The 11,496-nt window shown below is 74.0% G+C and carries 9 protein-coding genes; 5 read left to right on the forward strand and 4 right to left on the reverse strand.

All coding sequences use genetic code 11. The features are described from left to right. Positions 1 to 12: 12 nt before the first annotated feature. Genes LG396_RS32415 through LG396_RS32435 form a run of 5 tightly spaced genes read left to right on the forward strand, consistent with a single transcriptional unit; the run spans position 13 to position 6,636 of the window. Positions 13 to 909: an IclR family transcriptional regulator gene (locus LG396_RS32415; RefSeq protein ID WP_225797493.1), complete on the forward strand. Its 897-nt coding sequence runs from the start codon at positions 13 to 15 to the stop codon at positions 907 to 909. Next, on the forward strand, positions 906 to 1,859 hold the full coding sequence (locus LG396_RS32420; protein WP_225797494.1) for a carbohydrate ABC transporter permease: 954 nt from the start codon (positions 906 to 908) through the stop codon (positions 1,857 to 1,859). The genes LG396_RS32415 and LG396_RS32420 overlap by 4 nt, the downstream gene beginning before the upstream one ends. After that, positions 1,856 to 2,791, forward strand: coding sequence for a carbohydrate ABC transporter permease (locus LG396_RS32425; RefSeq protein WP_225797495.1), 936 nt, complete (start codon positions 1,856 to 1,858; stop codon positions 2,789 to 2,791). The genes LG396_RS32420 and LG396_RS32425 overlap by 4 nt, the downstream gene beginning before the upstream one ends. Positions 2,792 to 2,851: 60 nt before the next feature. Further along, entirely contained in the window at positions 2,852 to 4,165 is a 1,314-nt protein-coding gene (locus LG396_RS32430) for an extracellular solute-binding protein (RefSeq protein ID WP_225797496.1), read from the forward strand. Between the two features lie 2 nt (positions 4,166 to 4,167). Next, positions 4,168 to 6,636, forward strand: coding sequence for a glycoside hydrolase family 31 family protein (locus LG396_RS32435; protein ID WP_225797497.1), 2,469 nt, complete (start codon positions 4,168 to 4,170; stop codon positions 6,634 to 6,636). 144 nt (positions 6,637 to 6,780) lie between these two features. Here LG396_RS32435 and LG396_RS32440 read toward each other — a convergent pair whose 3' ends face one another. The 4 genes from LG396_RS32440 to LG396_RS32455 all read right to left on the reverse strand — a co-directional run bounded on the left by LG396_RS32440 (position 6,781) and on the right by LG396_RS32455 (position 11,479). Beyond that, positions 6,781 to 7,581 (reverse strand): IclR family transcriptional regulator, encoded by an 801-nt coding sequence (locus LG396_RS32440; RefSeq protein ID WP_018836212.1) that lies wholly within the window; start codon positions 7,579 to 7,581, stop codon positions 6,781 to 6,783. 105 nt (positions 7,582 to 7,686) lie between these two features. Continuing rightward, positions 7,687 to 8,748, reverse strand: a complete 1,062-nt coding sequence (locus LG396_RS32445) for a LacI family DNA-binding transcriptional regulator (protein WP_037741879.1) — start codon at positions 8,746 to 8,748, stop codon at positions 7,687 to 7,689. Further along, a complete protein-coding gene (locus tag LG396_RS32450; RefSeq protein WP_225797498.1) occupies positions 8,745 to 9,770 on the reverse strand; it encodes an ROK family protein in 1,026 nt (341 codons plus the stop codon). The genes LG396_RS32445 and LG396_RS32450 overlap by 4 nt, the downstream gene beginning before the upstream one ends. Further along, positions 9,767 to 11,479, reverse strand: coding sequence for a class I mannose-6-phosphate isomerase (locus tag LG396_RS32455; RefSeq protein WP_225797499.1), 1,713 nt, complete (start codon positions 11,477 to 11,479; stop codon positions 9,767 to 9,769). Before LG396_RS32455 ends, LG396_RS32450 begins: the two co-directional genes overlap by 4 nt. Positions 11,480 to 11,496 lie beyond the last annotated feature (17 nt).

Below are 11,496 nucleotides of genomic sequence, written 5' to 3' on the forward strand. Positions count from 1 at the left end.
CTGGAGTCGCGGATGGCATCGGATCAGGGCAACAACCAGAGCGTGGAGCGTGCGGTGGCCGTGCTCGCGGTCTTCCAGAACGGCCACCCGGAGCTGCGGGTCTCGGACGTCGTACGCATCACCGGCCTCGGCACCTCGACCACCTCCCGGCTGCTGGCCACGCTGGAGTCCCTCGACTACGTCGAACGTGACTCCGTCAGCGGGCTGTACCGCCTCGGCACCGCCCCCATCACCCTCGGCGGCGTCGCCGTCAACCACCACCCCGTCCACCGCGAGGCGCGCCAGCTCGCCCAGGAGCTCGCCGCCCGCCTCGGCCTCGGCGCCAACGTCGCCATCCGGCACGGCGCCGCGCTGTTCTACCTGCTCAACTTCGAGGGCAGACTGGCCCCGAGGTCCACCGTGCTCACCGGCCAGCGCAAGCCGCTGCACGCCACCGGGCTCGGCAAGTGCCTGCTGCTGGGCCTGGCTCCGCAGCGCCGCCGCGACCTGCTGCCCGAGGCCGGACTGACGGCCTTCACCCAGGCCACCCTCACCTCGCACGCCGCGCTCGACGCCGAGTTGGAGGCCGTCGCCCGCCGCGGCTACGCCACCGAGGTCGAGGAGTTGGCGCACGGCCGCTCGTGCGTGGCCGCGCCGGTCCGGGACCGCTCCGGCCACATCGTCGCCGCCATCTCCATCTCCGGGCCGCTGTCCACCGTCGCGCTCGACCGGCGCGAGGAGGAGTTGTCCCGCGCCGCCGTCGAGGCCGCCGACTCGGTGAGCGTCGGCCTCGGCTACGTCGGCCCGCGCGCCGCACCGCCCGCCCAGACCGGCCACGCAGACGGGAACGGGAACGGCCCGGGAGAGGCGGACGGCCGGGGCCGGGGCCGGCAGGGCCACCCGCGCGCACCCGAGGGGAGCCGGCCGTGACGCCCCCGTCCGCCTCCCCGAAGCAGGCGGCCCCGGTGCCGGCCCCCGCCCGCAGGGCGTCGAAGCACGAGGGGCAGCGGCTGTCGAACGGCGCCTTCGCCTTCCTCCTCACCGTGCCGGGCCTGGCGCTCTTCGCGGCGATCGTGTTCTACCCGCTCGTCGCCTCCCTCGTCACCGGCTTCTTCGACCAGGATCTGCGGCTGCCGGGGCGTACGTTCGTCGGCCTGGACAACTACGCCGACGTGCTCGACCGCGACTTCTGGCCGGTGCTGGAGAACACGCTCGTGTTCACCGTCGGGGCCACCGCGGCGCCGTTCGCCGTCGGCTTCGCGCTCGCGCTGGCGCTGAACACCGGGCTCAAGGGCAGCGGGTTCCTGCGCGGCCTGTTCCTCTTCCCCTGGGTGATCCCCGGGGTCGTGGTGTCCTTCCTCTGGATGTGGATCTTCAATGCGAACTACGGGGTCCTCAACGGGGCGTTGCTGGAGCTGGGCTTCATCGACGAGAGCGTCTCGTGGCTCGGCGAGCCGACGACGGCGATGGTCGCGGTGATCGTCACCAAGACCTGGGCGAGCTTCCCGTGGATGATGGTCATGATGCTGGCCGGTCTGCAGACCGTGCCGCGCGAACTGCACGAGGCCGCGGCCGTGGACGGGGCGGGGGCCGTGCGCCGGTTCCGCGCCGTCACCTGGCCGGGGGTGCGGGGCGTCGCGGCGATCGTGATCCTGCTGGAGTTCATCTGGAACTTCCAGCACTTCGACACCATCTACGTCCTCACCGGCGGCGGCCCCGCCGGTGCCACGGAGACCTTCGCGGTCGCCGTCTACCAGGACGCCTTCAAGGGCTTCGACCTCGGCCACGCGGCCGCGCTCGGCGGGTTGTGGATGCTGCTGCTCCTGGTGCTCGTCGGCGTGTACCTCAGGGCCTCCGAGCGGGAGGACAAGCACTCGTGACCACCGCCCAGGCCACCGCCGCCGGCGGCGCCTCCCCCGAGGCCGCGCCCGCCGGCGCCGGCCGGGCGGCCGGGCGCCGCCCGGCCGCCCGGCCGCGCCGCCGCCCCGACCAGGTCCGCTCGTCCGTCGCCGCGTGGGCCGCGGTCGGCGTCATCGGGCTCTTCGGCCTGCTGCCGATGTACTGGATGCTGGTCACCGCGCTCAGCCCGCCGGGGCAGGCGTTCCGCTTCCCGCCGCGGTTCTTCCCGACCGAGATCACGTTCGCGCACTTCCGGGCCTTCACGGAGAACGACAAGCTCTTCGACTACATGGTCAACAGCGTGATCGTCGCCGGCCTCACCGCGCTGCTGAGCGTCGTGGTCTCGACGTACATGGGCTACTCGTTCTCCAAGTTCCGCTACCGCGGCCGCAGGTCGCTGATGAACTTCGTGCTCGCCTCGCAGATGTTCCCGCAGGCGCTGCTGCTGATCACGCTGTACGCGGTGTTCCGCCAGTTCGACCTGCTCGGCACGTACACGGCGCTGATCCTGTCCTTCACCACGTTCACGATGCCGCTGTGCGTGTGGATGCTGAAGGGCATCTTCGACACGGTCCCGGACGCGCTGCTGGAGGCCGCCGCCATCGACGGGGCGTCCCGGTGGCGCACCCTGCACAGCATCGTCGCGCCGCTGGCGGCGCCCGGGATGATCGCGGCCGGGCTGTTCGCGTTCGTCCGCGGCTGGAACGACTTCATCTTCGCGCTGACGCTCTCCGGCGACGACACGATGACGCTGCCGCCGGGCCTGGTGAACACGTACCTCGGCGAGTTCCAGACGGCCTGGCCGGCGCTGATGGCGGCGTCGCTGATCGTCTCGGTGCCGGTGGTCGCCGCGTTCATGTTCCTGCAGCGGTACCTCGTCGGAGGGCTGACCGCCGGAGCCGTCAAGAGCTGACCGGCGCCGCCGCGCCCGGTCCCGTACCCCGCCACGCTTCCCAACCTCCAAGGAGTCGGCATGTCCCGCCACGCACTACCCCGTCACGCACTGCCACGCCGCGACACCCTCAGGCTGCTGGGCCTGGGCACCCTGGGGCTCGCCGTCCCCGGCGCCCTGGCCGCCTGCGCCCCCTCCGGGGGCGGCTCGGGCGACGGCGGCGACGCCGACGCGAAAAAGTTCGGCTTCACCTCCTGGGCGCTGAACGAGGAGGCGAGCAAGCCGGTCGTGGAGGGGATCATCTCGGACTGGGAGAAGGCCGGGAAGGTGGAGGTGTCCACGACGGAGTATCCGTACAACGAGTATCTGAAGCAGCTGACGCTGAAGCTGAGCGGCGGGGAGATCAGCGGCGCGGTGCAGTTGGACATCGCGTGGCTGGCGGCGGTGGCGCAGATGGGTTCGCTGCTGGACCTGGGGGACGCGGCGGCCGGGGCGGGCTACACGGACGTGGCGCTGGCGAGCGGGCAGTACGAGGGGGTGCAGTACGGGCTGCCGTGGACGACGGGCTCCATCGGGCTGATCGGCAACCAGCGGCTGCTGGACGAGGCGGGGATACGCCGGCTGCCGGGCACGGTCGCGGAGTTCGAGGACGCGCTGCGGGCGCTGAAGGACCTGGGCGGCGGTGTGACGCCGTACGCGGCGGCGACGAAGGTGGAGCAGCTGAAGGACATCTTCCCGTGGATGCAGACCTTCGGCTGCCCGATAATCGAGGACGGCGAGGTGGCGATCGGCGACGACGCGTCGGTGGACGCGGTGGAGTGGTTCAAGAAGCTCTACGACGAGAAGCTGATCGCCAAGGCGGTGGACAGGTTCGACGCCCGCGCCCTGTTCGCGCAGGGGAAGGTGGGCTTCTACGACGACGCGCTGGTCGGCAAGGGCGCGACGCTGGCGGAGGCGTCGGACGAGTCGCTGGCGGAGGCGATGGTGGCGGTGCCGCGCCCGGTGCTGAAGAAGGGCGACGACCCGCAGGCGCTGCTGTGGGGGCATGTCATCGTGGTGACGAAGGGCGAGGGGTCGTCGGCGGCGACGGACTTCGCCGTGCACACCACCTCCGACCGGGCCACGGTCGTCGACTACTTCGGGAAGCTGGCGCTGCCGCCGACGACGTCGGAGGGGCTCGCGGCCCCGGAGGTGGCGTCGGACGAGTTCACCACCGAGTGGACGGAGAAGATCACCGCGACGGCGACGCCCGGGCCGTTCTGGACGTACGCGAACAACGCGCAGATCGAGGAGGCGGTGGCCAAGCAGGTGCAGGCGGTGCTGGTCGGCGACTCCTCGGCGAAGGACGCGATGAGGACGGCCGGTGACGACGTCGCCCGCCTGATCGAGGAGTGAGCGTGCTCAGAGGTGTCAGAGCGCGCGCGGTGCGCCGTACGCTGCTGCCGGCGCTGCCGCTCGCGCTGCTCCCGGCGCTGCTGCCGCCCGCGCAGGCGGCGCAGCCGGCGCCCGCGGAGCGGGGGGCCGGGGTCCCGGGGGTGGCGGGTTCCGCGGGGAGCCCGGCGGGGTACCGCGTCTCCGACCGGGGGCGGGACCTGGTCGTCACGGGCGGGACGTACCGGATGACGATCGCGAAGGACGGCTTCCGCTACGGCTTCGAGCGGCGCGACGGCACGGCCGTGGCGCCGCCGCACGCCGCGTCCGGGCTGCGGGTGAAGAGCCCGGGGGACGCGGAGTTCGCGGACGCGGAGTCGGCCCGGCTCGTCTCGGCGGGCCGGTCGGCAGCGGTGCTGGACGTGCGGCTCGCCGACGGCGGTTCGGTGCGCGTCGTGCTGCGTCCGCAGGCCCGCTCGGTGGGCGTGGCGGTGACGGGGGTGCCCGCGTCGAGCACCGTCGACCTGCGCACGGGGCACGTCGGCCCGGCGTACGGGCTCGGCGACCACGGCTCGTTCGGGGACGGCCGGCCTGAGACCGGCACGCCGTGCAGCGGCAAGGTGGAGGCGCGCCCGCGGGCGGAGCTGACGGGGCTGGTCCTGGACAACGTGACCAACCAGGGCTCCTGCAAGCGTTTCGTCTCCACCTTCGCGGTCTTTCCCCGGCAGAGCTTCGCCGAAGTGCTGTTCGCCAAGGGGCAGAAGCGCGTCGGGCTGACGGAGGCCGAGAACCGGCTGGGGGTGGCGGGCGCCGACGGCGTCGACGGGCTGCACTACTTCCTCGGCACGGACGTCGAGCAGCTCTACGCCGACTACCGGCGTGCCCGGCACGCCGCCGGCTACGCGGACGTGCGGCCGCGGCCGCAGATGTTCGAACTGGGCTGGGAGGCGTACGGGGCACTGGGCTGGAACACGTACCAGTCGTCGGTGGAGACCACGGTGCGGGACTTCCTCGACCGCGGCTACCCGCTGGGCTGGGGTGTGGTCGGCTCCGGCTTCTGGCCGGGAGAGCGCGGCAACCCGGCGGAGGGCACCACCAACTCCTTCGGGATGTGGGACGACACCGCCGAGGAGGGCCGCGACGACGGTTTGCCCAACCCCCGCTACCCGGACCCGGAGGCGCTGAAGCGGCTCTTCGCGAGCAATGACGTGGCACTCCTCCTCGGCGCGCGCAACAACTTCAAGGCCGGGCGGGACGACGGGGGCAACCACAACCCGGTCACCGACGCCGGCTTCATGGAGGAGGCCCGCAGCCGCGGCTATCTGCTCGCCGACGCGGACGGCGAGCCGGTGAAGGTCACCAGGGCGCAGTTCCCCTCCGGCGCGTCGTACGTGCTGGACGGCCGGAATCCGGAGGCCGTGGACTGGTACGTGGCGCAGACCCGCAAGTGGGGCGTGGACGGCTGGAAGGAGGACACCATGCTCTACACCCCCGACCTGTGGCGCGACGGCAACTGGAACGCGCTGCTGAAGGCGCTGCACGACGCCGGGGACGCGGTGATGGTGCGCAACACGGCCTATTCGCTGCCCGGTGACTGGGCCCGGATCAACGACACGATCTACGGCACCGGCGCGGTGTACCACGAGGACCCGGACCGGATGCCGGTGAACCTGCTGAACATCGCCGCAAGCGGCCACGGCAACCTCTACCCGGACTTCGTCGGCGGCACCCCGGGCAAGGCGGAGCCGACCGACCCGGCCTACCGCGCGTACTTCGCCCGCAACGTGCAGTTCAACGCGCTCACCCCGGTGCTCGGCTTCGGCCAGGGGCCGTGGCAGTTCGGGGACGACATCGCCGCGGACGCCAAGAAGCTGGCGCTGTGGCACGACTCCCTGCACCCGTACATCTACGACGCGGTCCTCGACGGCCACGCCTCCGGCTTTCCGTACGCGATGACGCCGCTGCACCTGGCGTACCCGGCCGACGAGCGGACGTACGGGCTGGTCGACGAGTCGACCAGGCGGTACGAGTGGATGCTCGGCGAGTCGCTGCTCGCCGCGCCGGTGTGGGGGTCGGACTTCGCGACGGCGACCGGGCGGGACGTGTACCTGCCGGCCGGGACGTGGATCGACGTCAACACCGGTGAGCGGCACGAGGGCCCGGTGACGCTCACGGACCACGAGGTGGCCCGGGGCGACGTGCCGGCGTTCGTGGGCGGGAAGGGCGTGCTGGTGCGCCGCGTGGAGGCGGGCTCGTCGGACCGGCTCCGGGCGCAGGTATTCCCGGTGACGCGGGGTTCGGTGTACAGCTACGGTGACGGGAAGCGCACGTCCCGGATCGTGAACGCGAACGCCGGCTGGTCCGCGAAGTCGCTGAAGGTGCTGGACACGACCGCCTCCCGCGCGGTCGACTTCTCCGTGGACCCCGTCACCGGTGCGGTCGGGTTCCCGCTGCGCGCGGGCCACGACTACCGGCTGGTGGGCGGGAGGGCGTAAGCCTTTCCGGGTGAAGCGGGCGGTCGTCGCCGTCGAGGGTTCGGCCGACGCCCGCCGGAGCCCGGTCCCGGGGACCGCAACCCCGGGACCGGGCTCACTCGCGGCCGGCGGGGGCGCGGAACGGGCGTGCGGCGCCGGGCGGGTTCAGAGCGCGGCTGGGTGGGCGTGGGCGAGAAAGCCGAGGCCGGTGGAGATCTGGTCGGCGTACTCGACGGTCCTGGCGGCGAGCGTGTCCTGGCGGGCCGCCAGGTCCATGGCGGACAGCGAGCCGGAGACGGACAGCGCGGCGACGACCGCGCCGGAGCGGTCGCGTACGGGCGCGGCGAGGCAGGCGCGGCCGAAGGCCAGTTCCTCGACCTCGGTGGCGTAGCCGCGGGCGCGGGTCTCCGCGAGCGCGTCGAGGAGCCCGGCCAGGCCGGTGATGGTCTTGCGGGTGTACGCGGGGTAGTCCGGGCCCATGACGTCGCGGACCTCGTCCTCCGCGAGGCCGGAGAGCAGCGCCTTGCCCATGGCGGTGGCGTGCAGCGGCGCCGAGCGGCCGGTGAGGGTGAAGGTCCGCGGCGCGAGGGGGCCTTCGAAGTGGCAGAGGTAGAACATGCGGTCGCCGTGGCGTTCCGCGACGTTGGCGCCGAGGCCGAGTTCGTGGGCGAGGTTCTGGGCGACCTGGCGGCCGGCGCGGTGGACGGCGGACTGGTTGAGGGCGACGCCGGCCAGTTCGACGACCTTGGGGCCGATGCGGTGCAGGCCGCTGCGCTCGTCGCGGACGAGGTAGCCGAGCGACTCCAGGGCGGCCACCAGCCGGGAGACGGTGGACTGGCCGAGGCCGCTGAGCTCGACCAGCTCGGCGATGCGGCGCTCCGGCTGTTCGTCGGTGAAGTACGACAGCAGCGACAGGGCGCGCTCCACGCTCTGCGTGCCCGACGCGGTGCCTCCCGTTGCCGCCATCGCGACCTCCGTTTCCGGTCCCGGCCCCCGTTCCCCTGACGGGAAGATGGCTCATCCAGATAGCGGATGTTACATGGGTGCGGGGGGCCGGGTGCGCGGAACCCGTTACGGGTCGGGGGTGCCGTAGGCGACGAGGGTCGTCGGGACCACGGTCCGGCGCTCCGGCGGCGCCGGCACGGTGCCCGTGCCGGGTCCGGCGCCGGTGCGTTCGCCGAGGCGGGCGAGGAGCAGGCGCCCGGCCTCGCGGCCGAGTTCGTCGGTGTCGTAGGCGACGAGGGTGAGCGGCAGGCCGAGCGTGTCGGCCATCTCGAAGTCGTCGAAGCCGGCGAGCGCGGTGGCGGTGCCGGCCTCGCGGATGGCACGGAAGGCGCCGATGGTGTTGCGGTTGTTGGAGCAGAACAGCGCGGTCGGCGGCAAGGGCAGGGCCAGCAGTCCGGCGGCGGCGCGGGCGGCCTCCGCGGTCTGCTGCTGGCCCTGCCGTATGTACGTGTCGTCGGCGGGCAGCCCGGCGGCGGCGAGGGCGTCGGCGTAGCCGCGGAGTCGTTCGGTGCCGGTGTAGACGGCGGGCGGGGAGCCGAGGAAGCCGATGCGGCGGTGTCCGGCGGCGAGGAGGCGCTCGGTGGCCGCGCGGGCGCCGCCGTAGTCGTCGACGAGGACGTGGTCGGCGGCGAACCCCACGGGCGGCCGGCTGGCCAGCACCACGGGCACGCCCTCGGCCGCGGCGGCGGCCAGGTGCCGCTGGTCGCGGCCGGCGGGGACGGCGACGATGCCGTCGACGCGGCGGGCGACGAGGTCCTCGACGAGGCTGCGTTCGGTGCCGGGGTCCTGGCCGGTGTTGCCGATGACGGCCTTCAGGCCGTGCTGGGCGACGACGGCGTCGACTCCGAGGGCGAGGCGGGAGTAGAAGGGGTTGGCGAGGTTGGTGACGACGAGGCCGACGAGCCCGGTGCCGCTGCCGAGGCGGAGGCTGCGGGCGACCTCGTTACGCCGGTAGCCGAGTTCGGCGACGGCGGCGCGGACGCGGGCGGCGGTGGCGGGCAGCACCTTGGGGTCGTCGCGCAGGACGCGGGAGACGGTCATGGCGCTGACGGCGGCGCGCTCGGCGACGTCCCGCAGCGTGGGCTGCGCGTCCCGCGGGGCGGCGCCGCCGGCGGGCCCGGGCGTCACCCGGCACCCCCGGCGGCAGCGGCGGCGCCGATGAGCCCGGCGTCCTCGCCGAGCTGGGCCCGCAGCAGCCGGCGTGAGCCGGGAGGTGTGTCGGCGGGGTCCTGTGGGGCTGAACGGGGCCCGGCCGGGAGCGGCCGGTCGCCGGCCGGGGGCCAGCCGGCTGCGGCGAGGGCGGTGGCCAGGGGTGGTGCGACCAGGTCCCAGGACTCCGCCATCGACCCGCCGACGACCAGGGCCGTGGCGCGGAACGCCGCGAGCCGCGGGCCCAGTTCAGCGCCGAGCGCGCCGAACGCGGCGTCGAGCACGCGGCGCGCCCGCTCCTCCCCCGCCCGCGCCCGCTCCGCGATCTCGCGCACGTCGACGGCGACGTCCGCGCCGGCCGCCGCGATCGCGCCGGCCGGCCGGCCTCCGGAGCCGGCTCCCCCGGCTCCCGGCCCGCCGCCGGTGCCCGCGGCGGCGCCGTAGCGGGCGAGGATCGCCCGGCGCGAGACCACATCCTCCAGCGGCCGGCCGTCGATCCGGGCCAGGTCCATCCGCCCCTCCGGCGGCAGTCCCGGGCCCGTCGTGTGCAGCTCGCCGTCCGCGAGGAACGCCGAGCCGACGCCCGTGCCCAGGGTGATGCCGACAGCGCGGGTGTGGCCGCGGGCGGCGCCCGCGGCCCACTCCCCGGCGAGGAAGGCGTGCGCGTCGTTGCGGAAGGCGACGCCCGACGGGCTCCCCGGCAACCCGTCGAGCAGCGACGCCCGCACGTCCACCCCGTACAGCGACTCGAACTTGCCGACGTCCGCGAAGAGCGCGACGCCCGACTCGTAGTCGAAGGGACCGGGCAGCGCCACTCCCCACCGCGCGCCCGCCGGCGGCCCCGGCAGGGCGCGCGCGCAGCGCAGGACCGCGCCGAGGATGTCCTCGGCGCGGGCCTGCGCGTCCAGCGGACGCCGCACGCGGGTGGCCACGGCGGCGGTCCGCGGGGAGACCAGCGCGGCGGTGACGTGCGTGCCGCCGATCTCCAGGACGGGGATCAACGCTCGGCGGCCTTCCTGACGAGGGCCTTGACGACCCGCACCGGCCCGCCGCCCGCGGTGGCCGCCAGCCGGTAGCCGCCGACCGCGGCGGGCACGGTGAGCGTCTCGGCGTACGACAGCTCGTGGGTGTCGCCGGCCGCGGTGTGCACGGTGACGCCCGCTCCCTCGGCCACGTTGAGGACGTGGAAGCGGCCCTCGGTGTCGTCGTCGGCCTCGGCGCCTTCGTCCAGGGTGTACCTCCTGACTTCGTAGAACATCTCGTCGAGCGCGCCGAGGAGTTCCTCGCGCCACCCCGGTCCCGCGCGCAGTTCGCGCGGTTCCTGCACCAGTTCCCGGGCCACGGCCTCGCCGCGGCGGTCGGTGCCGAGGTTCGCCAGCCCGTGCTCGTACGGCATGGGCCGCGGCTTGCCGTCGGCGCCGGGCCGCAGCCAGTCGTAGAAGCGGAGGCTGTAGAGGTACGGGGTGGCGCTGATCTCCAGGACGAGGTTGCCGGCGCCGCTGGCGTGCGGCGTGCCGGCGGGGATCATGAAGAGCTGCCCCCGCTCCCCGGGGAAGGCCAGCACGTGGTCCTCGGGGTCCATGGGCACCGCGTCGTCGATCGCCCTCTCGATCTCCTTCCGGAACCTCCCGGTGTCGGCGTCCTCGCGCAGCCCGAGGTACACCTTGGTCTCGGCGCTGCCGAGGGTCATGTAGTACGTCTCGTGCTGGGTGTACGACCAGCCGAACCGCTCGCGCATGTAGGCGTCGCGCGGATGGCAGTGCAGCGACAGGTCGCCGCCGTCGACGGTGTCGAGGTAGTCGAAGCGGATCGGGAACGAGGTGCCGAAGCGCGCGTGCACCTCGGCGCCGAGCACGTCCTCGGGGGCCAGGACGCACATGAGCTGGAACGGCACTTCGGCCTGCGCGTCCGGTCCGGTGCCGATCAGGATGCCGGCCTCGGGGGCGATCAGCTCGTAGCCGAGCGCGGTGTTGGGCGCGTCGGGGGCGAAGCCCAGCTCGCGCTGGGCCCAGTGGCCGCCCCAGGGGGTGGAGTTGAAGTAGGGCCGGGTGCGTACGGGCCGGCGGGCCAGCGCGGCGAGGGTGCCGCGCAGGCCGGCGCCGTCGAGGTGAACGGGGTGGTCGGGGTCCTGGACGTCGAGCCAGCCGTCGATGCGGCGGGCCAGTGCGTCGCGGTGGCGGTCGAGCATGGGCCAGTCGACGTAGAACAGCCGCCGGTGGGCGGGTGCTTCGCCGGGCAGGCCGAGGTTGGCGCCGGTGGTGCCGGCGTTGACGGCGGCCTCGGCGTAGCGCTTGGGCACGTCGGCGTACCAGAGCAGGTCGTGCGGTACGACGGCGGCGCCGGGGCCGTAGACCAGTACCAGCCCGGTGTCGGGGCGGGTGGTCTCGGGCGGGGTGTCGAAGAGGTCGTCGAGGGGGTTCTCGGCGAGCTTGCAGTAGTGCGGGTCGGCGGTGTCCTCGGGCCGCTCGGTGCGGCGCCTTATCTCGTCGGGCGGCGCGTAGTGGCGCCGTACGTCGAGGAGGGTCACGGCGGTGCCGCGGGCGGTCAGCTCGCGCCGGAGCCGGCCGGCGAGGGCGTCCCAGTCCGCGGACGGGGGTCCCTCGACGGCCACTACCGCCGGGCCGTGGGGGAGTTGTGCCGCCACGGCCTGCCAGCCGGTGGTGAGGACGGCCGGCGGGGCGGGTGCGTAGCGCGGGTCGAGCCGGTACACGCAGTCTCCTTCGGGTG

The sequence above is a fragment of the Streptomyces aculeolatus genome, from assembly GCF_020400605.1.
Lineage (GTDB): Bacteria > Actinomycetota > Actinomycetes > Streptomycetales > Streptomycetaceae > Streptomyces > Streptomyces aculeolatus.